A 23,878-nucleotide genomic window follows, 5' to 3' on the forward strand; every position below is an offset into this window, starting at 1 on the left:
ATTTGTCAAAACGGGGTGAGACGGCTGGTGCGAATGCCCTTTTTCGCGGGAGAGGTGGCGGCGGGCGAGGTCACCGGCCCGGGGTGGCCGACGGGAGGCCGGGCTGTTCGGGCGTGGTCGGCGGATTCGGGCCGATCAGCTGCACCAGCACGGCACCGGCGAGCAGCACTACCGCCCCGGCCAGCTGCGGCAGGCCGAGCGCCTGGCCGAGCAGCAGCCAGGCCAGCACGGCGGCGACCAGCGGTTCCACCAGGGCCAGCACGCTGGCCAGGGTCGAGGGCAGCGCGCGCAGTGCCGACAACCCGGCCAGGTAGGGCAGGGCGGTGGTGACCACGGCCAGCACCAGCAGCACCAGCCACACCGGGGCCTGTGCGCCGCCGAGCACCGCGGGGGCGTTGAGCAGATTCGCGGGCAGCGTCCACGGCGGACTGAACGTCGCCACCACCACCGCGCCGACCGCCAGCCCGGTCGCGGTCAACCCGGCCGGATCGTGCCTGCTCGCGCCGTGCTCGCCGAGCAGGAAGTACCCGGCCGAGCAGGCCGCGGCGGCCAGCCCGGCGGCGACGCCGAGCAGGTCCAGCCGGTCGGCCCGCCAGATCTCCGCGACCAGGGCCAGTCCGGCCACGGCCAGCCCGATGCCCACCCACACCAGCCCGGGAAGCCGGGTCCGCCGCACCACCCGCAGCCACAGCGCGACCAGCACGGGCGCCAGGTTGACCAGCACCATCGCCACCCCGACCGGGACGCGGGCCACGGCCAGGAAGAAGAACAACTGCACTCCGGCGACACCGAGCAGGCCGTAGCCGAGCAGCAGCCACAGGTCGGCGCGGCGGAACCGCAGCGCCCGAGGCCGCAGCACCGCGACCGCCGGTACCAGCAGCACCGCGGCCAGCGCGATCCGCACCGAGGTCACCGCGACCGCGGACCAGCCAGCCGCCATCACCGCCTTGGCCAGCGGACCGGAACTGGCGAACAGCACCCAGGAGGTCAGGTTCAGCGCGGTCGCCCGAGCCCGGGTCGGCACTCGCGCGGTCTTCTCCACTGCGGCCACGCCGCTACCATGCCCGCGGGATCACCGCCCTGACCAACGGTTTTCCGGCAACAGGAGCCCGGCGCGGCACGGCGGGACACCGCCCGGGGGCGGCGGCCGGACACGAGGTCGAGTTCGGGTGGGGGCGCTGGCTCCGCCTGATACCACAGCTTGCCGGAGCTGCCGGCGTCTTCACCCGTTCGAGGTGGGGGTTGTGCACAGCCACCGCGGTTGTCCACAGCTCCGCTCGCGCCCATGTCCCCGCGGGTGGGGGGTGGATAGGCTGGACCCGGGGTCGCCCCCCTGGGCGGGTGGGGGCTGTGCCGGTGGGGACTGTGCCGGTGGGGACTGTGCCGGTGGGGACTGTGCCGGTGGGGACTGTGCCGGCCATCGCTGCGGCGGCCGTACCGGCGGCCGTGCCGCTGCCGGTCCGTTGTGGACATCGCGGACGCGCCGGCGATCGTCGCCGAGGTGGTGCGCTGCTCGGCGGCTGCCAGCGACAGCGGTGACAGCGTTCTCACCGAGCGCGCCGCCGCGGGCCTGGCCAGTGTCGCTGTCGACGGCTGGGCGTTGTCAGGGGGTGTGGCTACGCTGCCGGGCAGCCGAGACGGGTGATGGGGGTGTCGGGGAAGGTGTCCACGTCAGCGGAGGGGGTGTCGGCCGGTCGGGCGGCGTTGGCGGACTTCGTCGAACACGCGGAGCGTGGCGACTGGTCGGCGGCGTTGCCGGCGGCCGAGCGTGCGGTGGGGTTGGCCGGGCCCGGCCTGCTCGGTCCGGCGCTGAACTGCGTTGGCCTGGCCCGGCACCGGCTCGGTGAGCTGGCTGGTGCGACGGCGGCGTTCGGCCGCGCGGCCGACGACCCCCGCTCTCCGGTGCGGTGGTTCGCCCTGCTGCACTCGGCTCGCGTGTGGACGGAGCTGGCGGAGCGGGGCCGGGCGCGCGTCGCGCTGACCGAGGTGGTCGAGTCGGGGCACCCCGATCTCGCCCCGGAAGCCGGTGCCGTGCTGGCGGAGTTGTCGCGTGGCGAGGGTGATGTCAAGAGCGCTGTGAAGTGGCTGCGCGAGGTGGTCGACTCGGGGCACCCGCGCCACCGGCCGCCGGCCGCCACCGCGCTGGCCGCCCTTCTGTCCGAAGTGGACGATCGGGCTGGTGCTGAGCGCGCCAGGGCACAGGCCGCCGAGCCAGCTCCGGTGGGCCTGGTTCTTCCTGGCCCGGCCGAGATCGCGGCGTACCAGGTGGACATCGCGGACCGCACTGGTGTGCGGCCGGCCGCCGTGGACTCCGCGTTGCGCCGCTACCAGGCCGGTGACGTCGCCGCCGCGCGATCGGCGTTGCGTGCCCTCGCCGACACCGCCTGGCCGGCGGGTGCCGTTGCGGCCGCCGCGGTGTTGGCCGGCATCGACCTGGTCGAGGGCGACCCGGTTGCGGCGCGGGCGCTGCTGACCCGGGTGGCAGCCAGTGGCGACTTCGCCAACGGCCCCCGCGCCGCCCTGGTGTTGGCCCTGCTCGACACCCTGGGCGCCGAGGAGCACGCCACCCTCGGCCGGTTCCTGACCGGCGTCCCCGAGGCGGTCGCATCGGCTGAGGCACTGGCCGAGGACGGCACCAACGCCCAGCGGGCCGCGATCGGCGCGGTGCTGCTCGGCGATCTGCTGGTGCGCTCCGGCCGGTTGGACCAGGCGGTGGACCACCTCACCGGTGTGGACGGCTCGGCGCTGACCCGCTGCTACGCCAGCTACCTGCGCGGCACACTCCTGCTCGACAACGCCCTGCTCGGCGGCGACGAGGTCGACCTGTTCGACCAGGCGGCCGAGGAGCTGGCCGGCGCGCTCGGGACGGACCAGCCGTTCTGGCCGTGGGCGGCGATGCTCCAGGTCGATCTGGTGTCCGACTCCGACGCGGAGCTGGACCTCTACGAGCGGGTGATCGAGCACGGGCACCCCGGCCTGCTCGCGCGGGCCTGCCTCGACCTCGGCCAGCGGTTGGCGGAGTGGGAGTACCAGGACGAGGTCAGCGAACTGGCTGAGCGGGTGCTGGTCACCGGTCCGGACGAGGCCGTTCCCTGGTTCGCCTGGGGCATGGTGGTGGAAGGGAACGTGTGGGACGCCCAGTACGTGCTGGAGCAGATCCCGGAGTGGGACCCCGAGCACGGTGGCGCGGCCGCAGTGGTGCGACTGGTGGTCCGACGCGAGTTCGACGCGGCCCGCCCGGTGCTGCTGCGGCTCTGCACGGACGGCAACAGCCAGTTCGGCGCGGCGACGCAGCTGTGCCGGGCGGTGGCGAAGGCGTTCCGGGCCGGTGGCGACACGGCCGCGCACGACGCCGTCAAGGACCTGCTGATCGAGGTCGGCGACGTCGGGAACAGCGCGTTCGCCGTGCACCGGTTGTGCGAGCGGGCCACGGCGCACGCCGAGGCTGGTGAGCTGGACCGCGCGGTGGAGCTGGTGGAGCGGGCCGTCATCGTTGGCGCGCGCTCGGACGCCGGGGCCGCTCTGGACGCGGTGGTCGACGTGGCCAGGTCACGCCACCTCGCCGGCGATCTCCGCGCGGCCGACGCGCTGTACCGGGTGGTGGTGGACGCGGACGAGGCCGGCGCGAGTGGGCGCAAGGCCGCCACCGGCCTGGTCGTGTCGCACACCCAGCGCGGCGAGGCCGTCGAGGCAGCGGCGATCCGCAGGCGGTCGGGGTTTGACGAGCACTACTGCTACCACCTCGGTGTCGCGCTGCGGCGGGCCGGCGAGCACGACGCCGCAGCCACTGCCTACGCCCTGGTCATGGCGGTGGACGGAGCCGAGTTGGCCGCCCGTGCCGCGTACTTCCTCGGTGACCTGGAGCGGGCCCGGGGCGACGTCGACGCCGCCGTCACCGCCTACGAGCGGGCCGAGCGACTCGCCGACGCCCACTACAGCCCCATCGCCAGCTACCGCCTCGGCCTGGTGCACAAGCAGCGGGGTGACCTGGCGGCGGCCCGTGCCGCGCAGCAGCGGTGCGCCGACTCCGGCCACGCCGAGATCGGCCACTGGGGCCGGCTGGAACTGGGCCGGCTGGCCGGCTTGGCCGGCGACAACGACCAGGCCCGACGTTGTTTCCTGGAGTTGGCGGACGTGTCCGAGCAGCGGTTCTCGATCGAGGTCGCGCTGAGCCTGGGCTACCTGGCCAAGGGTGAACGGGACGTCGCCGAGGCGACACGCTGGTTCGGCAGGATCATCGACACCGGCGACCCCGAGCAGGCGCCGTTCGCCCTGGCGCACCTGGCCGAGCTGCACTACCTGGTGGAGGACTGGGCGGGCGCCGAACGGCACTACCGGTCCACGCTGGACCGCACCGACCGGCCGGACCTGGTCGCGGAGGCGGCGTACCGGGTTGGTGAGATGCGCCACCGGGCCGGCGACCCCGCGGCGGCCGTACGGTTCCTGGAGATCGCCAGGGACACCGGCAACGCCGCGTTCGCCCCGAAGGCCGCGGCGCTGCTCGACCGGCTGTCCGGCCAGCCCGCCTGATCAGGCGCGCAGCGCGGCCCTGGCGGCGGCCACGGTCTGGGCCGCGTAGCCGCCGCCGAACAGCACGGTGTGCACCAGCAGCGGGAACAGCTGGTGCAGTGCGACCCGGTCCTGCCAGCCGTCGGCCAGCGGGGTGTGTTCGTGGTAGGCGGCCAGCACCCGGTCCAGGTGCGGGCAGCCGAACAGGGCGAGCATGGCCAGGTCGGTTTCCCGGTGCCCGCCGTGCGCGGCCGGGTCGATCAGCCAGGCGCGGCCGTCGGCGGCCCAGTGCACGTTGCCGCTCCACAGGTCGCCGTGCAGCCGGGCCGGTGGCTCGGGCGGTCCGGCCAGCTCGTCGATCCGCTCGCACACCGTCTCGACCAACCCGGCCTGGGCGTGGCTGAGCGCGCCCTGGTCCACGGCGGCGCGCAGGTAGGGCCGCACCCGGTGGGCGGCGTACCAGGCCGGCCAATGCTCGCCCGGCTCGTCGCGCATGGGTGCCAGCCCGATCCACGCCCGCGCCGGGCCACCGGGCGGGGGCGAGCCAACGGTGGGCGCCCCGGCCGCGTGCAGCTCGGCCAGGCCCCGCCCGAACTCCTCAGCCGCGGCGACACCGGGCCGGCCAGCCGGCACGTAGTCGGTCACCAGCCAGTGCTCCCGCCACCCGTGCACCGCGGGCACGGGCACGGCACCCGGCTCGGCCAGCCAGGCCAGCCCGGTGGCCTCGGCCTGAGCGGCACCGGCCCGCGGGTGGTGTTTGACCAGCACGGCCCGGCCGTCGGCCAGTGCCGCCCGCCACACCGCGCCACCCACCGACGCGACCCCGCTGACCGGCTGCCCGGTCACCTCGGCGGCGGCCGCGCCGGCCTCGGCCCGGTCGGTCACCGCTGGCGCACCCAGTCGAGCAGGCCGGGCATGGCCGCCTCGATCATGTCGAACACCGCGACGAACCCGGCCCGGCCGTCGTAGTAGGGGTCGGGCACGTCCCAGTCGCCGTGGTCCACGTCACCCAGCCGGTCCGGGTTCGGCTCGAACGACCGCAGCATCCGCACCCGGTCAGCGCCACCGGTGCCGGCCTCGTCGAGCAGCCGGACCAGCGCCCGCGCGTGCCCGGTGTCCATCGCCACCAGCAGGTCAGCGGCCAGGTGCTCGTCGTTGACCTGCGCGGCCACGTGCCCGGTGGGATAGCCGTGGTCGGCCAGGAGCTTGCCGGCGCGCGGGTCGATCGGCTCACCCACGTGCCACGGCCCGATGCCGGCGCTGCTCACCCGCACCCGGTCGGCCAGACCGGCGCGGCGCAGGTGGTCGGCGCAGATCAGGGCGGCCATGGGCGACCGGCAGATGTTGCCCGAGCAGACGAAACAGATGTGCACGGCATCGAGCGTACGGAGGGGCCGGGGCGGTGGGGCAGCCACGCGGGCGGCCGAGGGCGGGCGGCGCGCGGGCCTAGACTGCACCGCGATGACCAGCCACGAGACCGGGTACGCGGCCGAGCGTGCCGTCCTGCGCCACCACGGCGATGTTGACGCCACCCCCGGCCTGGTCGACTTCGCGGTCAACGTCCGGGCCGACCGGCCGCCCCGCTGGTTACGGGACCGGCTGGCCGCCGCCCTGGACGCGCTGGGCAGCTACCCGTCGGCGGAGCTGGACGCCAGGGCCAGGCAGGCCGTGGCCGACCGGCACCACCGCCACCCCGACCACGTGGTGATCCTCAACGGCGCGGCCGAGGGCTTCGCCCTGCTGCCGGTGCTGCGCCCACGCCTGGCCGCGGTGGTGCACCCCGGGTTCACCGAGCCGGAGGTGGCGCTGGCCGACGCGGGCGTGCCCGTGCACCGGGTGCTGCTGGCCGCCGAGGACGGCTACGCGCTGCGGCCGGAACTGGTGCCGGCGGACGCGGACCTGGTGGTGATCGGCAACCCGACCAACCCGACCTCGGTGCTGCACCCCGCCGAGGTCCTGCGCGGCCTGGCCCGGCCCGGCCGGGTGCTGGTGGTGGACGAGGCGTTCGCCGACGCCGTGCCCGGGGAACCCGAGTCCCTGGCGGCCGCGGCCGACGTGCCCGGGCTGCTGGTGCTGCGCAGCCTCACCAAGACGTGGGCGCTGCCCGGGCTGCGCGCCGGTTACGCGCTGGGCGATCCCGCGCTGCTGGCCCGGCTGACCAGGCACCGCCCGCCGTGGCCGGTGGGCACGCTGACCCTGGAGGCGGTGCTGGCCTGTTCGCAGCCGGCGGCCCTGGCGCACGCGGCCGAGCTGGCCGACCAGGCCGTGGCGCACCGGGCCGAGCTGCTCGCCGCCCTGGCCACCGTGCCCGGGCTGCGCGTCGAGGCCGCGCCGCGGGGACCGTTCGTGCTGCTGCGCGTGCCCGACGGGGAGCTGGTGCGCGCCGAACTGCGGCGGCGCGGCATGGCGGTGCGCCGGGCCGACACGTTTCCCGGCCTGACCCGCGACCACCTGCGGGTGGCCGTGCGTCCGCCGGAGGTGGCCGGCCCGCTGGTCGCGGCGCTGGCCGAGGTGTGCGCCGAGGTGTGCGCGCAGCTGCGACCGGGTGTGGCGGCGAGAGTGGAGGTGCGCGGATGACGGCAAGTCTGGCCGAGGTGGTGGCGGCGCTGGAGGCGGCCTATCCGCCGGCCCTGGCCGAATCGTGGGACGCGGTCGGCCTGGTGTGCGGGGACCCGGCCGAGCCGGTGCGCCGGGTGCTGGTCTGCGTCGACCCTGTTGAGTCCACTGTGGACGAAGCGGTCGAGGTTGGCGCCCAGCTCGTCCTCGCCCACCACCCCCTGCTGCTGCGCGGCGTGCACGGCGTGCCGGCCGACGAGCCCAAGGGGCGCTTGGTGCACCGGCTGGTGCGCGCCGGCGCCGCCCTGTACTGCGCGCACACCAGCGCGGACGTGGCCAACCCCGGGGTGTCCGACGCGCTGGCCGCCGCACTGGGGCTGCGCGACACCCGCCCGCTGAGTCCACATGAGACAGACCGGCGCCTCGGCGTCGGCCGGATCGGCGTGCTGCCCCGGCCGCGGCCGTTCGCCGAGTTCGTGCGCCACGTCGCCGCGGCCCTGCCGGCCACCGCCTGGGGCGTGCGCGGCGCCGGCGACCCGGACCGGGTGATCAGCACGGTGGCGGTGTGCGGCGGGGCCGGGGACAGCTACCTGGACGCGGCCCGCCGGGCCGGGGTGGACGCCTACGTCACCGCCGACCTGCGCCACCACCCCGCCGGCGAGCACCTGGCCAGGGCGGACGTGCCCGGCGGGCGGGTGCCGGCGCTGGTGGACGTGGCGCACTGGGCCAGTGAGTGGCCGTGGTGCGAGCAGGCGGCCGGCGTCATCCGGTCCGCCTTCCCCGGTACCGTCGACGTCCTTGTGTCCACCCGCCGGACCGATCCGTGGACCGTGGGTGCGACCGCCCACCAGCCAGCAGTTGACCCAGCCAGCAGTTGACGCAGCAGCAGTTGACGCACGCGACGCAGTTGACCAGGAGGACCAACGAGTGAAAGCCGACCCCGCCGTGCAGCGCAGGCTGCTCGACCTCGCCGAGTTCGACGCCGAACTCAGCCGCGTCAACCACCGTCGGCGCACCCTGCCCGAACTGGCCGAGATCAGCGAGGTGGAGAAGGAGCTGCGGACCAAACGCGACGCGCTGATCGCGGTGCAGACCACCCTCGGCGACCTGGACCGGGACGTGCGGCGCCAGGAGACCGAGATCGACCAGGTGCGGTCCCGCCGGGACCGGGACCAGGCGCTGCTCGACGCTGGCACGGTCAGCGCCAAGCAGTTGAACGACCTCCAGCACGAGCTGGCCACGCTGCAGCGCCGGCAGAGCGCGCTCGAGGACGACCTGCTCGAACTGATGGAGCGGCGGGAAGCGGTCGACGCGGACGTGCAGCGGTCCCAGGCCGAGGTGGACGCGGCCGAGCAGCGCCTGGCCGACGCGACCGGCCGACGCGACGAGGCCCTGGCCGACCTGGAGTCCACCGAGGCCAAGCGGCTGGCCGACCGGGAGCTGGTCGTCAAGCGGTTCCCGGAGGACCTGCTCGCCCTGTACGAGCGGGTCCGCAAGAACAAGGGCATCGGCGCGGCCCTGGTGCGCGGCCGGCGGTGCGGCGCGTGCCGGCTGGAGCTGGACCGCAGCGCCCTGGGCAAGCTGCGCGAGGCAGCCGCCGACGAGGTCGTCTGCTGTGAGGAGTGCGGGGCGATCATGGTGCGCACCGGGGAGTCGGGACTGTGACCACCCGGGTCATCGTCGAGGCCGACGGGGGCTCCCGGGGCAACCCGGGCCCGGCCGGGTACGGCGCGGTCGTGCGGGACGCGCTGACCGGTGAGGTGCTCGCCGAGCGGTTCGCCGGCCTCGGGGTGACCACCAACAACGTGGCCGAGTACTCCGGCCTGGTCGCCGGCTTGCGCGCGGCCCGCGAACTCGGCGCCCACGTGGTCGACGTGCGGATGGACTCCAAGCTGGTGGTCGAGCAGATGACCGGCCGTTGGAAGATCAAGAACGCCCAGCTGGCCCCCCTGGCCGAGCGGGCGAGGGAGCTGTCCAGCCACTTCGCCGAGGTCAGCTACGCGTGGATCCCCCGGGAGAGCAACAAGCACGCCGACCGGCTGGCCAACCGGGCCATGGACGAGCAGCGGGACGGCGGCAGCACCCGGCTCGACGAACCGCCCGACCCGCCGTTAACGCGAGCGGTCCCGACGGCGGCCCAGGCCAAGCCGGAACTGCCCGGCGTGGAACCGCCGGGGACCGAGACCGCGGACCGCAGCCGGCCGTCGCGCTGGAACGGCGCGCAGGGCACGCCCACCAAGCTGTTGCTGCTGCGCCACGGCCAGACCGAGATGTCGGTGGAGCGCCGGTACTCGGGGCGGGGCGACGTGCCGCTGACCGAGGTCGGCCTGCGCCAGGTCAAGGCCGCCGCGCACCGGCTGGCCCAGCTGGACGGGGTGGGCGGCGCGGACCCGGCGCCGGTGATCACCTCACCGCTGGGCCGCACCAGGCAGACCGGGCAGGCGGTGGCCGAGGCGACCGGGGGCCTGCTGCGCACCCATCCCGGGCTGGTGGAGACCGACTTCGGTGACTGGGAGGGGCTGACCTTCGCCGAGGCGGCCCAGCGCGACCCCGAGCTGCACGCGCGCTGGCTGGCCGACCCGTCGGTGGCGCCGCCCAACGGGGAGAGCTTCGACAGCGCGCACCAGCGGGTGCGGCGGGCCAGGGACGAGCTGGTCGCCGAGTACGCCGGCCGGACGATCGTGGTGGTCAGCCACGTCACCCCGATCAAGTCGCTGCTGCGGATGGGGCTGGACGTGGGGCCGTCCCTGCTGTTCCGGCTGCACCTGGACCTGGCGTCGCTGTCCATCGTCGAGTTCTACCCGGACGGCAACGCCTCGGTCCGGCTGGTCAACGACATCTCCCACCTCGCCCACCTCACCGACTGAGAAAACGGCTCGCCCACTCGCATACAGTCCTGTATCTGAATACAAGGCTGTATGCGAGTGAGGGGAGCTGTCCAGTGCTGAACCAGCAGCACACCTACCGGGTGACCGTTCGCGGCCGGTTCGACCAGTTGACCGACGCGGCCAGGACCGCCCTGCTGGGCGCCGCCGACCAGCACCACATCTTCAACGCCGCCTACACCCAGGACGGCACCTTCACCTACAACCGCGACCTGCGCGTCTTCGACTTCCGCTACCTCATGGTCGTCGAGGACGACGAGCGCGCCGTGGCCGAGCGGGCCAAGCAGCGGGCCATCGCCACCCTGACCGCCGGCGGCTACGGCTACACCAACCTCACCGTGAGCGTGCTCAACATGGCCGACGTCAAGATCCGCCGCCGGGCCTGACCGGCAGCACCGGCAGCCGTCAGGCCAGCCCGGCCAGCGACAACGCGAACCACAGCGCGAGCACGGCCGCGACCAGGCAGGCCGGCACGGTGGCCGCGCCCAGTTCGAGGAACTGCCGCGGATTCGGGGTGACGGCGCGGGCGGTCAGCACCCGGCGCCAGAGCAGCGTCGCCAGCGAGCCCAGGTAGGTCGCGTTCGGGCCGATGTTCACCCCGAGCAGCACCGCCAGCACGATGCCGGGGTGCGGGTGGTCGCCGAGCACGGCCAGCAGCACCAGCACCGCCGGCAGGTTGTTGACCAGGTTGGCCAGCAGCGCCGCGAGCGCGGCCGCGCCGAGCAGTCCGCCGAGGCTGGGCGTGGTGGGCAGCAGTCCGGCCAGCAGGTCGCCCAGCCCACTGCTGGTGACCGCCTCCACGACCACGGCGAGCGCGAGCACGAACAGGCAGAACAGGGGCGCCGCCTGGCGCACCACCGTGCCCACACCCACCTCGCGCCGGCCGACCGCGCGGATCGCCAGCACCAGCGCGCCAGCCGCGGCCACCCACGCCGGTTCGACCCGGACGAGCGAGGACAACCCGAAGCCGACCAGCACCAGGGCCAGCACGGTCAGCGCGAACACGGGGGTGGCCGGGGCCGGCCCCGGCGGACCGGCCGGGTGGGCGGAGGCCGTGTCCGGGCGCCGTGGCAGCTGGCGGCTGAACACGGTCAGGAACACGAGCAGTTCCACGACGATGGTCACCAGCCACGGCAGCGCCATCAGCGCGGTGAACCCGGCGAAGGACAGGCCGGTCGCGGCGAACGCCAGCAGGTTGGTCAGGTTGGACACCGGCAGCAGCGTGGAGGCCGAGTTCGCCAGGTGGGTGCACGCGTACAGGTGCGGCGCGGCCGGCAGCCGCAGTGACCGGACCGTGGTCAACACGGTGGGGGTCAGCAGCACGACCGTGGCGTCCAGGCTGAGCACGGCGGTGGTGCCCGCCGCGGCGGCGAAGGTGAGCACCAGCAGCCGGCGCGCGCTGCCCCGGCTGGCGGTGGCCAGGCGGGAGCCGAGCCAGTGGAACACGCCTTCGGCGTCGGCGAGGTGTGCCAGCACCAGGATGGCGGCCAGAAAGGCCACCGTGGGCAGCAGCACCCCCACCACCTGGCCGGCCCGGTCCAGCGGCACCAACCCGAGCAGCAGGGTGAGTCCGGCGGCGGGCAGCGCGGCGACCGCCTCGGGCAGCCCACGCGGCCGCAGTGTGGCGAACACCAGCACCGCCACCAGCAGACCCGCGCTGACCGCCGCGTCCAGCCCACCGGTCCAGCCCATCGCCGCCCTGCCCCTGTTCGCTCGCCCACTCGCCGTGGCCGTGGTGCGGGGCCAGGGCACCCGCGGCGCGACCGGCGTGGCCGCGGCCCGGGTGCCGTCGGCCCTGCCCCGGCTGGGGAATTATCGGAGTGCCAGCGGAGACCGGCTCAGCGACCACCCACCGAACCGACCGACGGCAGCCGGTCGACGGACCGAGCCCCTCAGCACAGCCGGTCGGCGTGCTGGGCCCGGTGCCAGCCGGCCGGCGGCTGCGGCCACGTGCCAGCCAGTCGGGCCGAGTGCGGTGGCAGGCGGTCGGCGGGCTGCGCCAACGACGCACAACCGCAACGAGTGCGGCCCCGGTGCGCACCACCCTCAGCCGGGCCGGAGGACAACCCGGCGAGCAAAAACCACAACCCTGGCGGCCCTGACCACAACCCCGGCGGCCGAGACACCCCGCAGCCCCACGGTCCCCGCGATTCCACCCACACTCACGCCCCCACCCACCACGGGGGGCGAGCCCTGCTCCAGCCTAGTCACGCCCCACCGCTGTCAACACCACCGCGACCACGGCTGTGGACAACCCGGTGGCCTGTGGACAACCGCGCTCTCGATCGGGTGATGTTGCCGGCAGGACGCGATCAGGGTGCTACAAGCCGCAGCCCACCGGAGTCCGCCCCGACCGCGTCCGCCCCGACCGCCTCCGCCCGGCCCACACCTGACCGGTTCGCCTCCGCCCGACCCGCGCCCGCCCGACCCGCCTCCGCCCGCACCAGATCAGACCGCAACGCGCCGGACCGACCCCCGTCAGGCCGCACCCCGTCAGGCCGCACCCCGCCAGAACGGAACGCGTCAGACTCGGCCGCGCTGGTCTGCTCGCCGCTGGGCTCATCCGTGCTGGCCCGGCTCGTGCCGGACGTGGCGGCGCTGGTCCGGCCGTCATCAGGTCGGCCGTCACCAGGTTGGCTGTCACCGGGCCGGCCGTCACCGGGTCGACTGCCGCCAGCGCGGCCCACCAGGGCGGTGTGGAACTCGGTGGTCGTGGCGAGCAGCGCCGAGACCGCGTTCGGCGCCAGCGACGCCGTCATCAGGTCGATCTGGTTGTCGCCGACGAACAGGCCGGTCGACACCCGGGTGGCGCCCCGCGCGGCCAGCAGCGGCCGCAGCGCGTACTCGATCGCCACCACGTGCCCCTGGGTGCCGCCGGTGGCCACGGGCAGCACCGGCTTGCCGACCAGCGCCTTCTTGGACAGCAGGTCCAGGAACGATTTCACCAGCCCGCTGTAGGCCGCCCGGTAGACCGGGGTGACCACCACGAGCCCGTCCGCCGCGGCCACCCGCGCCACCGCCGCCGCGATGCCCGGGTCGGCGGTGTGCTCGGTGAGCAGCGCGACCGTGGACAACTCCCGGACGTGCAGGGTCGCCGTGTCGTGGCCGAAGGCGGCCAGCTGCCGGTTGACTTCGGCGACCAGCAGGGCCGCCCGCGAGCCGGCTGACGGGCTCCCGGAGATCGTCAGGACCGTGGACAACGAATCACCTCGTTGGGTTGATGACGACTCGACCGCGGCGGGCAGAACGCGCGGCCCCGGCCGGCGGCGGTCACGCCGGGCTTACGGGTCCGCTGGACAGGAACGGGAGCGCGACGCGCCAGATCCGCGGGTGACAGCGGGGCGGGCGCCGCGGTGCGGGGCAGCGGGCACGGATCGGCCGACCGAGTCAGGCGAGCGCCCGGTGCGACCGTGCTGGGCGGGCGCGGAGTCGAGCGAGTGGCCGGCGGGAGCGTCCGGGGTGCGCGGACAACCGGGCGGACCGGGCGGCCAGCGGGATCCCGGTCAACAACAGGTGTCCGCCGCCACCCGGGCGAAGTCGATGTGGCGGCGGCGGGTGAGCCGGTCTCCGGCAGCCATGCGGCGAGTAGAGCACCGCCAGGCACAACCGGTCAACGAAACCCGAACAAGTTTCAAAGCCTGGGAAGCGCTCTCCTGTCAACCCTTGTGATCAGCGATTTCCCCTCGGCTGATCGGCTCGGTTACCCTTGCGGGGCGGACGAGTCAGCTGGGCGGCCGCGTCGGCGGGGCTTCCCGCCGCCGAGGAAAGTCCGGACTCCGCAGGGCAGGGTGGTTGCTAACGGCAACCCGGGGCGACCCGCGGGACAGTGCCACAGAAAACAGACCGCCTGGCGCCACGGCGACCAGGTAAGGGTGAAACGGTGGTGTAAGAGACCACCAGCACCCCGGGTGACCGGGGTGGCTCGGTAAACCCCACCCGGAGCAAGGCCAAGAGGGGAGCGGCGGTGTTGGTGCCGTGCTCCCTGCGCAGGCGATTGAGGGCGGCCCGTCCGATGCCTGCGGGTAGGCCGCTTGAGCCTGCCGGCGACGGCAGGCCTAGATGGATGGCCGTCACCCGGCGATCCGCGCCGGCGCCCCGGTGCCGCGCGGGTCAACCGCCGGGTACAGGATCCGGCTTACACGCTGACTCGTCCGCCCGGACCGCCCGGCCTTCACACTCGTCCGTTTGTGCGTTCCGCCAGAGCTGATCAGGCCAGTCAACGCTCACCTGCGGTGATGCCGTCCGGCTTACCCCGACGTGGTCGAGAACGCTGTTTTCCCGGTAACCTGCGTGAGCCGACAGTGAGGATCTTGGGTTGGGACGCCCAGAACCACGTGGTTGCCGGGGTGGAACATGTACACACCTGAGATCAGTCACAGCGGTCACGTAGGTGTGTTGTTGATCAAGGGGGCAGCCATCCTGCACACGGTGGGTGAGCAGGTCGCTCGCAGGCGGGTGAACTGTCCCGGCAGTCGAGAGAACCCCGTACCGGCGGTGTGCCGCCGCCGTGTCCGCCACGACGATGTGTGGGTCCGATCGCACCAAGCCCGGCGCGGTAACCAGGGCCGGGGACAGCGGCGATGTACCTACGGATGGCGCGCTGACCACTACACCTCGTGACAACGGCATGTTCTACTCGATAGCGCCAACCCGGGTCGGTCGGGCCGCGTGCCGACCCGAAACGCTCCTCGCACTCAGGAGTACGCGATGACCGCCATGGACCTGGTAATTCTCGCTCAGGAGCAGCAGCCCGCACCGGGTCTGTCCACCGGTGGCATTCGCCAGTGGATCCTTGACAACCTGCTTCCGCTGCTGCTGCTCACCGTCGCCGTCCTGCTGTTGTGGCTGGGTGGCGGCAAGGGTGACAACGCCGGCGTGATGCGCCGGCTCGGCGGGGTGATCGTCGCGCTGGCGATCGTCGGCCTCGCCGTCACCAACGCGGGCGAGGGCATCGGGCGTTGGCTCGCCGGCCTGTTCGGCGGGGGCTGAGCCGTGCGGGTGCGCACCGACGACGAGATCTACCGGGTCGACGCGGTCTGGCTGGGTCCACCCCGCGCCACCTTCCCGTGGCGGGTCCGGTACGTGGCCTGGGGTGTCGGCATCGTGGTGTTCCTGGTCGTGCTGACCGTGGAACGCCAGATGGGCTTCGGCTTCACGTTCTTCACCACCGCGTGGGCCTTTGTCATCACCATCGTGCTGACCAGGTTCATCACCGCGCGGATCAGCCACGAACGGCCGCTCGGCGCGGTGATGGCCATGTGGAGCCGGGAACTGACCGCGCCCAGGGAACGCACCTCCGGCCAGGGTGGCGCGGCCAGTGCCGCCCGCATCCGGGTGCGTGCGGAACGGCCCCGGCCCCGCCCCAAGGGCCGCAAGGCCGCCAGGGATTCCCGCGGCGCCAGGGCGGGCAGCGGCGACAGCGCGCGGCCAGCCGGCACCCAGACCCGCACCCGCCAGCCCGGTCCCGGCCGGTCCGGTCCAGGTCAGCGCGGACCCGGTCAGCGCGGCAACGACCCGCGCCTGGTCGATCCGCGCCTGGTCGATCCGCGCGGGGTCGATCCGCGTGGGGGGGACCGGCGGGGCGGTGAGCCGCGTCGGCGTCCGGTCGAGGACACCCGGGCCGGCGGCGGGAAACGCGGCCGTGGCCGGCAGACCGCCGGCCGCAAGGCCAGAACCCGCGCCGGCGAGCAGGCCGGCGGCCAGCCGCAGGCCAGACCGCCGTACCCGCCGCAGGGCCAGTACCCGGGCCAGCCGCAGGGGCAGTACCCGCCGGGCCAGTACCCGGGCGGCTACCCCGACCGGCCCACCCGGTCCGGGCAGTACGGCCAGCCAGCGCGGTACGGCAACGGCCAGCACCAGCAGTACGGCCAGTACCCCCAGTACGGGCCGGCCGGCTCCTACGGCCAGTACCCGCCCCCGCACCCCGCGGACGGCGAGCAGCAGTCGGACGGCAAACGGCGCCGCACCAAACAAACCAGGCAACAGCAACGACAACAACAACGCCAGCGGCAACGCCAGCAGCAGAGCGGGCGGCAGCGAGGGCGGCAAGACAGATGAGGTCGTCGTCCGAGGCCGGATCCGCGCGGGCGCGCAGCAAGGAGGTTGGCGGTGGTTGGACGCCGGGGCCGTCGGGACCGACGTTCGGTGCAGCAGCACGTGGCGCAACACGCCGTGGCCGGTGAGGCAGCCGGTCAGCAGAAGTACAGCCGGCGCGGCCGGCGCCTGCCCGGGGAACAGGCGATACCCAGCTACACGCCGTCGATCGGGGCCCGCAGCATCGACGGCCACCTGCTGCGCACCAGCCAGGATGTCTACGCCTGGTACCGGTTGGCGCCGCAGCGCTGGTCGTTCCGGTCGGACTCGCAGCGCCAGGACCTGATCGCGGCGATCGCCGGCCAGTACGCCGAGCTGCAGGGCCGGTGGATGCACCTGCGGGTGACCACCCGGCCCTACCCGATCCGGATGTGGGCCGAGGCCCACGTGCACAACGCGGTCAACCGGCTGCCCGACACCCCGGGCACGCTCTCCTTCGACGACTTCATGGTCGGCGAACAGCAGCAGCTGATGGGCCGGTCCATGGCCGAGAAGGAGGTCTACCTCGGCGTCCAGGTGCAGACCAGGACCGTGGTCGACCGCGCGGTCGAGCGGGTCGCCCCGCTGCTGCGCAAGGTCTTCCCGGACGCGGTCGACGCCGAACTGGTCGCGCTGGACAGCGAGGTGGAGCACCTGGACCAGGTGATCGGCTCGGCCGGGCTGGAGGGCCGGCCGGCCACCGCCGAGGAGATGTCCTGGCTGATGCACCGGTCCTGCTCGCTGGGCCTGCCCGCGCCGCGCAACCTGCCCGCCGTGCCCGGCGCGGCCTGGGAACCCGAGGACCTGGCCAGCTTCACCGACGCCGCCGACTTCCACCAGGACCCCTACTCGCCCACGGTCACCGTGCGCGGCCGCACCGGCTCCAACGCCGGCATCAAGCGGCACGTCGCCGTGCTCACCGTCGGCCAGATGCACGGGTTGCAGATCCCCGAGGTCGACGACCCGTGGGTGCAGCGCTCGGACCGGCTGCCCGCCTCGGTGGAGTGGTCCGCGCGCATCTACGTGCGCCGGCCCGAGGAGGTCTCCGGCGAACTGCAGCGGCAGATGAACAAGGTCCGCTCGCAGGTCCGCCACTACACCGACGAGCACGAGCTGGAACCGCCGCAGTCGCTGACCAGGCAGGCCGCCCGGGTGCTCGACATCGACGACGAGATGACCTCGGGCTTCACCTCGCTGGCCACCCGGGTGCGCTCGTGGTGGCGGCTGGCCGTGTCCGGCCCCACCGAGCGGGACGCGCTGCGGCTGGCCCAGCAGCTGCTCGACCTGTACAAGCCGAAGATCGCCATCGAGCACCCCGAGGCGCAGTACGCCATGGCCAGGGAGTTCATCCCGGGTGAGCCCCTGGCGTCCTCGGCCTACCTGCGCCGCGGCTCGGTGATCTGGGCGGCCTCGGCCGTGCCCACCGCCACCGCCGAGGTCGGTGACCGGCGCGGCATCCTGCTCGGCGAGACCTGCACGGCCACCCGCCGGCCGGTGGCCTGGGACCCGTGGATGGCCCAGGAGCTGCGCGACGGATCCGGCCTGACCGCGATGGTCGCCGGCCTGGGCGGCGGCAAGTCGTTCCTGGGCGGCGGCATCGTCTACAAGTCGCTGCGCGCCGGCGCGTACTGGACCCTGCTCGACCCGTCCGGCCCGCTGGCCGCCCTGTGCGACCTGCCCGAGCTGCGGCCCTACGCCCGGCCGATCAACCTGCTCAACGCCCAGCCGGGCATCCTCAACCCCTACCGGGTGGTGGCCGAGCCGGAACTGGCCCACTTCGCCGACGAGGACGACCCGGAGCGGGCCTGGCGGCGGGAGCGGGCCCTGGCCGGCGCCACCCGCCGGCGGCTGGTGCTGGACGTGCTCACCGGCGTGCTGCCCTACGAGGTGGCCCGGCTGCCGCAGACCCGGATCGTGCTGCTGCGCGCGGTCCGCGCGGTCGGCGGCCGGCAGGACGCCCACCCCGGCCTGGTGCTGGACGCGCTGCGCCGGGACGCCAGCGAGCACCGCGAGCACGCCATCGTGGTCGCCGACTTCCTGGACGAGCTGCGCGAGCGCATGTCGCTGCTGATCCCCGAGCACGACGCCGACCCGTACTCCGAGCAGCGCGACGACCGGCTCACCGTGTTGACCATGGCCGGGCTGACCATGCCCAAGGACGGGGTCGGCCGGGAGCACTGGACCGACGCCGAGGCGCTGGGCGTGGAAATGCTCAACCTGGCCGCCTGGCTCACCCAGCGGTCCATCTACGAGCGGCCCAAGGACCTGCGCAAGGGCGTGTGGATCGACGAGGCGTTCTTCCTGTCCGAGGTGCCCACCGGCCGGGTGCTGATGAACCGCTTCGCGCGGGACTCCCGGAAGTGGAACGTCCGGGTGCTGCTGTCCTCCCAGATCCCCGCGGACTTCCTGCGCATCCAGGGCTTTGTCGCGCTGCTGGACTCGGTGTTCGTCGGCCGGCTCGACGACGACCAGGCCCAGCAGGACGCGCTGCGGCTGCTCAAGGTGCCGGTGGGCGCCGGGTACGAGCAGGTGATCGCCAGCCTGGGCCGCCGGCCCGGCGGTGAGCGCGGCGTGCTGGAACGCGACCGCTCACCACGGCAGTTCATCTTCGCCGACGGCGCCGGCGGCGTGGAGCGCATCCGCGTCGACTTCAACGGCTCGCACCTGGACCACCTGCGGGCCGCCCTGGACACCACACCCGACGCCAACCGGGACGTCAGCCAGGAGCCCTCGGCGGCCGCCCGCGCGGTCGGCGCGCGCGACCAGACCGCGACCGAGATCGCGACCGAGTCCGCGCCCGCGACCGGCCGCGGCGCTGGTTCGCCCGCGGCGGGACGGGGTTCGGCGGCAGGGCAACTCGTGGCCGGCAGCGAGTCGCGACAGCAGTCGCAGCCGCAGCAACAACAGCCGCAGCAACAACAACCGCAGCAACAACAGCCGCAGCAGCAACAGCCGAGGCAACAGGCTCGGCCGCAGCAGCCGCTGGTCAACGGCAGCCATCCCGACGACGACATGGACGACGAACTGGCCGCCGAACTGGAGGTGGGGTTGGTCGACGAACTGGTGCCGGTGCCCGGCCACGGCCAGAACGGAGTCGGGCCCGACCAGGGTGGGCCGCCCGCCGGCCACGGCGGCCAGCACGACCAGAGCTGGGACAGCCGGTCATGAGCACGCTCGCGGTGTTGGTGGCGATCGCCGGGGCGGTGACCCTGGTCCGGCGGCGGTGGCGTGCCCTGCTCGCCGGCTCCGCGACCGCGCGGCGGCGCCGGCTGCCGGTGCTGGCGGTGGTGGCCGCCCTGCTGGGCACCCAGGCGCTGATCGGCACACCCGCCCTGGCCGACGGGTGTGACCCGCCCAATCCCGAGCGGCCCGGCGCCGGCATGGTCGGCGCGATCGACCCGCCGGTCGGCAACGGCACCAAGGACAGCGCCTACCAGCAGTTCGGCTACGCCGGCATGGTCTGGCACACCTACGAGCCCGAGGAGCAGGGCGGTGTGGCCGGGTGCATGATCGGCGACGCCAACGCCACCATCGACACCTGGGGCGGCAACCAGCTGTTCAACGTCGGCAAGAACGTGGTGGGCGCGACCAACTCGCTGCACTACGCGCTGATGGACGGCAGCCTGGTCAAGCCGCTGGACGAGGCGGTGCGCGCCGCGGCCAACGCCTTCTACGACAACATCTACGTGCGCTGGTTCGGCCTGGCCGCGCTGCTGCTCGCGGTGCTGCTGTTCCGCCAGATCTGGACCGGCGACCTGGCCACGCTGAGCAAGCGCAGCCTGTGGGCGCTGGCCGGCATGTGGCTGGCCGCGGCCACCGTGGCGCTGCCGCCGCTGTACACCGAGGTGCTGGACCGGATGCTGCTGCAGAAGACCTCGGAGATCCAGGCCGGGTTCCTGGACGGCTCCGAGGACACGGTCGAGCGGCACCGGCTGCCCACGCTGCTGCACGACAACGTGGTCTACAAGAACTGGCTGCGCGGCGAGTTCGGTTCACCGGACGCGCCGCAGGCCCAGGCCGAGGGCATGAACCTGCTGCACGCCCAGGCGTGGACCCGCACCGAACTCGCCGACGGCAAGGACGCTGACAGCACTGCCGCCGCCGCGAAGGAAACCGAGTTCCGGGCGATCGACGGCCGGTTGGGCAGCGCCCAGGGCTACTTCCGGGGCACCGACGGCAGCCGCACCGGCTCCGGGTTCCTGGCCATGTTCCAGGGCCTGGCCTACGGGCTGTTCCAGCTGTTCGCCAAGGCGGCCGTGCTGCTGGCGCAGCTGCTGCTGCGGCTGGGCATCCTGGCCGGTCCGCTGGTCGGCCTGGTCGCCATCATCTACCACGACGTGCTGCGCCGGCTGGCGCGCGCGGCCGGCGCCGTGGTGTTCAACGTGATCCTGCTGGCCGCGCTGGCCGGCATGCACACCATCCTGCTGCAGATGATCTTCGGGGCGGGTGACTCGCTCAACCTGCTCACCCAGATGCTGCTGGCCACCCTGGTCACGCTGATCTTCTTCGCGGTCGGCAAACCCATGCGCCGGATGTGGCAGATGGTCGAGATGTCGGTGAGCGCGGCCGGCCGGGTGCTGCCCGCCGGCCCGGGCCTGCTGTCCCGGCTGCGCGGCCGGCGCGGCAAGGAGGCCTCGCCGCAGGACCGGTTCTGGGAGAGCGTGCGGGAGACCGACCCGGACGACGTCGAGGCGCCGCAGCGCGGACGCGGTCGGGTCCGGCCCGAGGCGGCCAACCCGGTGGCGGCCACGGCCCAGCGGGTGGACCGGCGCGGTTCCGCCGCCACCGCCGCGCTGGCCGAGCTGACCAGGGGCCGGGCCGGTCAGGACCGGGCGGTCGACGCGCTGCCCGCCGGCCCCAAGGGCTACACCGGGCCGACCGCGGCGCTGCCCAGCGCCGGGTCCAGCCGGCTGGTGGACACCCCGCCGGTGGTGGACCGCAGCTGGGACCGGCTCGACGACGCCGTGCTGGTGCCCTCGCGCATCACCCACGGCTCGGGATCGGGCTTCGGCTCCGGCGCCGGCGCGGCCCTGGGTTCGGGTTCGGGTTTCGGCGCGGGCGATGACGAGATCGCTCGGCAGTTCTCCCGGATGGCCGCGGACATGGGCGTGCCGTCCGGGCCGCGCCGGGCCGAGACCGAGGTGGTCGCCGGCCGCCAGGTGCACGTGATCTTCCGGCCCTCCCGGGGCTTCGAGGTTCGGGACAACAACAGCGGCTCGTCGCTGGGCTGAGGAGACCGCACGGAGAGGGGGCGCAGATGCCGATCCGCACGAACCGAGGGCGCGCGGCGGTGTACCGCAAGCTGTGGGGCTGGCCGCTGCGCTCGCCCAAGCACCTGGTGACCACGGTCGTGGGGGTGACAGTGCTGGCCACCACCATCGGCGTGGTCGGGCCGCGCCTGCTGGGCGAGAACGGGCCGCTGGCCGCGTCCGGTGGCACACCCGGCTCCGGGCAGGGGCAGGCCGGCCAGTCGCTCCAGCCCACGGGCGGCCAGAGCCAGTCGGCGGCACCGACCGGTGGCGCCATCCCCACCAGCCTGCCGCCCAGCCTGCCCACCCGGCTGAGCAGCCCGGCCGCCTCCCCGTCGTCGGCCGCGCCCGACCCCGCCGCGCTGTCCGTGGCCGAGTCGTGGGGCAAGGCCTGGGTGAACCACCCGGACGGCATGACCAACGAGCAGTGGCTGGACCAGCTCCGCCCCTACACCACGGAGGAGTACCTGCCGGTGATGAGCTCGGTCGACATCGCCAACATCCCGGCGACCAAGGTCACCGGGTCGGCCACACCGACCAAGTCCCACGCCAACTCGATGGAAGCCGCCCTGCCCACCGACGGCGGGACGCTGCAGCTCACCCTGGTGCGCACCGCGCAGGGGTGGCGGGTGGCCAGGTACACGAAGGCGGACTGACGAGATGCTGCGAGCCTGGTTGCTGATTGGCGCGCTGGTCACCGTGCTGTTCACGGTGGTGTGGACCAGTGGCACGGTGAACACGGTGTTGGGCGGGGCCGAGCAGGGTCAGCAGGCCCAACTGATGGGGTTCGGCTGCAACGCGGCGGTCGGCCCGTGGCAGGGGGGCAACGAGGAGCGCGGCAGCGCGGACGCGAGCCGGTTGAACCAGGAGCAGCGCGAGATCGCCGCGTTGATCATCTCCATCGGCAAGCAGCGCGAGATCCCGCCGCTGGGCTGGCAGGTGGCCATCCAGGCCGGCATGACCGAGTCCGGCCTGCGCAACCTGAACTACGGCGACCGCGACTCGTTGGGCATCTTCCAGATGCGGCCCTCCATGAACTGGGGTTCGCCGAGCGAGGTCACCGACCCGGTCTACGCCATCAACAAGTTCTACGACGTGCTGCAGAAGGTGCCCAACTGGCAGGAGCGCCGGCCCGGGGACGTGTCCCAGGCCGTGGAGCGCTCGGCGTTCCCGGACCGCTACCACCGCTGGGAACCCATGGCCGCGTCGCTGATCAGCGGGCTGGGTCAGATCACCGACCCGACCGGGTGCGGCCGGGGCGTCGGCAACCTGCTGCCGCCGTCCCAGGCGGCCGGCACCGCCATCCAGTACGCGCTGGCCGAGTTGGGTGAGGAGTACGTGTGGGGCGCGACCGGTCCGGACACCTACGACTGCTCCGGCCTGGTGCTGCGGGCGTTCGAGTCGGCCGGCATCACCGTGCCCAGGGTGTCGCAGGACCAGTACGCCAAGGGCGGCGCCTTCCTGCCGGTGCGCGACGCCCAGCCGGGCGACCTGCTGTTCTGGGCCACCGACCGGAGCGATCCGAACACCGTCCACCACGTGGCGATCTACCTCGGTGACGGCAAGTACGTGCACGCTCCGCAGACCGGGGACGTGGTCAAGATCAGCAACCTCAACTGGGATGATTCGGAACTGATGCCCCAGGCCGTGCGGCCGGGCGTGTGAGACCGCACTCGCGTGCAGGAGGCGCAACACCATGTTCACTCCCGATCCCATTCCACGTCCGGCCGGCCCGCCAGCCTCCACCACGCCCGTCCGCGACTACCTGGCCACCGCCAGACACGGCGTTGACCAGTCGTACGTGGTGCTGCCGCGCACCCTGGTGGAGTCCATGCCGCTGCCGTGGCAGCAGCAGATGACCCACCTGCTCGCCGAACTGCACCAGGCCTACGCCCACCTGACCTGGCCGATCTACCGGGTGGTGCCGTCCAGGTACGAGAAGCTGGTCGACCTGGACGAGGACCAGCTCGCCGAGGTCGGCTGCATGGTGGAGATCGACGTCGACGGCGACCTGGTCTACCGGGAGCGCACCGGCGCGCGCATCAACAACGCCGAGGACACCACCGTGCTGGTGTCCTGTTTGGACCCGATTCCGCAGCAGCACGCCACCGACACCCAGTACACGCCGCCGCGCGGCGTGCCCGTGCAGACCCCACCGGCCACGCCGGCCCCGGGCATGCCGGTGCAGGGCATGCCGGTGCCGGGCACGCCAGCTCAGGGCATGCCGGTTCAGCAGGCGCCGGGGTACGGCCCGCAGGGCGCGCAGAACTACCAGCAGGCGTACAGCCAGGGCTACTCCGCCGGCCACGGCCAGCCGCCGACCGGCCAGTGGTGAGCCGCGACGGGTGACAGCCGGGCGCGCGCGTGCGACGCTCGACGCATGGTGGAACCGGATGCCTGGTACTACTGCCTGAAGCACCACAAGCCCGAGCGCGGCGCCGAGTGCCGGGCGCTCGACCGGATGGGGCCCTACCCGGACGAGCAGACCGCGGCCAGGGCACTGGACATCGCCAAGGAGCGCACCAAGTCAGCCGACGACCAGGACCGCTCCTGGAACGACGACTGATCCCTCCGCACCCCCTCGCCCGCGAGTCGACTTTGCAAACC

19 protein-coding genes, 1 other RNA gene and 1 pseudogene are annotated in these 23,878 nt (G+C 73.7%); 16 read left to right on the top strand and 5 right to left on the bottom strand.

Annotated features, from left to right (window positions below; all coding sequences use genetic code 11):
• Positions 1-70 precede the first annotated feature (70 nt).
• Positions 71-1,051 (bottom strand): EamA family transporter, encoded by a 981-nt coding sequence (locus tag LX83_RS25490; protein ID WP_253775719.1) that lies wholly within the window; start codon positions 1,049-1,051, stop codon positions 71-73.
• Between the two features lie 414 nt (positions 1,052-1,465).
• Here LX83_RS25490 and LX83_RS25495 point away from each other — a divergent pair, with 414 nt between their 5' ends.
• Positions 1,466-1,645: a hypothetical protein gene (locus tag LX83_RS25495; protein ID WP_253775721.1), complete on the top strand. Its 180-nt coding sequence runs from the start codon at positions 1,466-1,468 to the stop codon at positions 1,643-1,645.
• A 17-nt stretch (positions 1,646-1,662) separates the two neighbouring features.
• Entirely contained in the window at positions 1,663-4,530 is a 2,868-nt protein-coding gene (locus tag LX83_RS25500; RefSeq protein ID WP_253775723.1) for a tetratricopeptide repeat protein, read from the top strand.
• Here LX83_RS25500 and LX83_RS25505 read toward each other — a convergent pair whose 3' ends face one another.
• The gene (locus tag LX83_RS25505; RefSeq protein ID WP_253775725.1) at positions 4,531-5,394 is read right to left on the bottom strand and encodes a fructosamine kinase family protein; all 864 of its coding nucleotides are present in this window, start codon (positions 5,392-5,394) and stop codon (positions 4,531-4,533) included.
• Positions 5,391-5,882, bottom strand: a complete 492-nt coding sequence (locus LX83_RS25510) for a low molecular weight protein-tyrosine-phosphatase (protein ID WP_308204043.1) — start codon at positions 5,880-5,882, stop codon at positions 5,391-5,393. Before LX83_RS25510 ends, LX83_RS25505 begins: the two co-directional genes overlap by 4 nt.
• Before the next feature lie 88 nt (positions 5,883-5,970).
• Between LX83_RS25510 and cobC the strand changes: the two genes are divergently transcribed.
• From cobC to LX83_RS25535, 5 genes are all read left to right on the top strand, one after another.
• Positions 5,971-7,086 carry an Rv2231c family pyridoxal phosphate-dependent protein CobC gene (cobC, locus tag LX83_RS25515; protein WP_253775727.1) on the top strand — a complete coding sequence of 372 codons (1,116 nt, stop codon included), beginning with the start codon at positions 5,971-5,973 and terminating at the stop codon, positions 7,084-7,086.
• Positions 7,083-7,943, top strand: a complete 861-nt coding sequence (locus tag LX83_RS25520) for a Nif3-like dinuclear metal center hexameric protein (RefSeq protein ID WP_253775729.1) — start codon at positions 7,083-7,085, stop codon at positions 7,941-7,943. The genes cobC and LX83_RS25520 overlap by 4 nt, the downstream gene beginning before the upstream one ends.
• Positions 7,944-7,992: 49 nt before the next feature.
• Positions 7,993-8,730, top strand: coding sequence for a zinc ribbon domain-containing protein (locus tag LX83_RS25525; RefSeq protein ID WP_253775731.1), 738 nt, complete (start codon positions 7,993-7,995; stop codon positions 8,728-8,730).
• The gene (locus tag LX83_RS25530) at positions 8,727-9,932 is read left to right on the top strand and encodes a bifunctional RNase H/acid phosphatase (RefSeq protein WP_253775733.1); all 1,206 of its coding nucleotides are present in this window, start codon (positions 8,727-8,729) and stop codon (positions 9,930-9,932) included. Before LX83_RS25525 ends, LX83_RS25530 begins: the two co-directional genes overlap by 4 nt.
• 74 nt (positions 9,933-10,006) lie before the next feature.
• Positions 10,007-10,336, top strand: coding sequence for a DUF6204 family protein (locus tag LX83_RS25535; RefSeq protein WP_253775735.1), 330 nt, complete (start codon positions 10,007-10,009; stop codon positions 10,334-10,336).
• A 19-nt stretch (positions 10,337-10,355) separates the two neighbouring features.
• Here LX83_RS25535 and LX83_RS25540 read toward each other — a convergent pair whose 3' ends face one another.
• Positions 10,356-11,642: an ArsB/NhaD family transporter gene (locus LX83_RS25540; RefSeq protein ID WP_253775737.1), complete on the bottom strand. Its 1,287-nt coding sequence runs from the start codon at positions 11,640-11,642 to the stop codon at positions 10,356-10,358.
• Between the two features lie 620 nt (positions 11,643-12,262).
• Positions 12,263-13,150 (bottom strand): NAD(P)H-dependent oxidoreductase, encoded by an 888-nt coding sequence (locus LX83_RS25545; protein WP_253775739.1) that lies wholly within the window; start codon positions 13,148-13,150, stop codon positions 12,263-12,265.
• A gap of 518 nt (positions 13,151-13,668) precedes the next feature.
• Between LX83_RS25545 and rnpB the strand changes: the two genes are divergently transcribed.
• The 9 genes and pseudogenes from rnpB (at position 13,669) to LX83_RS25590 (ending at position 23,837) form a co-directional block, all read left to right on the top strand.
• Positions 13,669-14,104: RNase P RNA component class A (gene rnpB, locus LX83_RS25550), an RNA gene on the top strand.
• A gap of 553 nt (positions 14,105-14,657) precedes the next feature.
• Complete coding sequence (locus LX83_RS25555; protein ID WP_253775741.1) at positions 14,658-14,939, top strand: hypothetical protein; 282 nt, start codon at positions 14,658-14,660, stop codon at positions 14,937-14,939.
• A 3-nt stretch (positions 14,940-14,942) separates the two neighbouring features.
• Positions 14,943-15,318 (top strand): annotated as a pseudogene (locus tag LX83_RS25560) (hypothetical protein); the annotation flags it as partial.
• Between the two features lie 788 nt (positions 15,319-16,106).
• Positions 16,107-19,190 carry an ATP-binding protein gene (locus tag LX83_RS25565; protein ID WP_253775792.1) on the top strand — a complete coding sequence of 1,028 codons (3,084 nt, stop codon included), beginning with the start codon at positions 16,107-16,109 and terminating at the stop codon, positions 19,188-19,190.
• Positions 19,187-21,253 (top strand): hypothetical protein, encoded by a 2,067-nt coding sequence (locus tag LX83_RS25570; protein WP_253775743.1) that lies wholly within the window; start codon positions 19,187-19,189, stop codon positions 21,251-21,253. The genes LX83_RS25565 and LX83_RS25570 overlap by 4 nt, the downstream gene beginning before the upstream one ends.
• A 26-nt stretch (positions 21,254-21,279) precedes the next feature.
• Positions 21,280-21,927 (top strand): hypothetical protein, encoded by a 648-nt coding sequence (locus LX83_RS25575; protein WP_253775745.1) that lies wholly within the window; start codon positions 21,280-21,282, stop codon positions 21,925-21,927.
• 7 nt (positions 21,928-21,934) lie between these two features.
• The gene (locus LX83_RS25580; protein ID WP_407649662.1) at positions 21,935-22,936 is read left to right on the top strand and encodes a C40 family peptidase; all 1,002 of its coding nucleotides are present in this window, start codon (positions 21,935-21,937) and stop codon (positions 22,934-22,936) included.
• 31 nt (positions 22,937-22,967) lie between these two features.
• Positions 22,968-23,606: a hypothetical protein gene (locus LX83_RS25585; protein ID WP_253775749.1), complete on the top strand. Its 639-nt coding sequence runs from the start codon at positions 22,968-22,970 to the stop codon at positions 23,604-23,606.
• Between the two features lie 45 nt (positions 23,607-23,651).
• On the top strand, positions 23,652-23,837 hold the full coding sequence (locus LX83_RS25590; protein WP_253775751.1) for a hypothetical protein: 186 nt from the start codon (positions 23,652-23,654) through the stop codon (positions 23,835-23,837).
• Positions 23,838-23,878: the final 41 nt, after the last annotated feature.

Origin of the sequence: Goodfellowiella coeruleoviolacea, from assembly GCF_024171785.1 — a bacterium.
Taxonomy (GTDB): Bacteria; Actinomycetota; Actinomycetes; order Mycobacteriales; family Pseudonocardiaceae; genus Goodfellowiella; species Goodfellowiella coeruleoviolacea.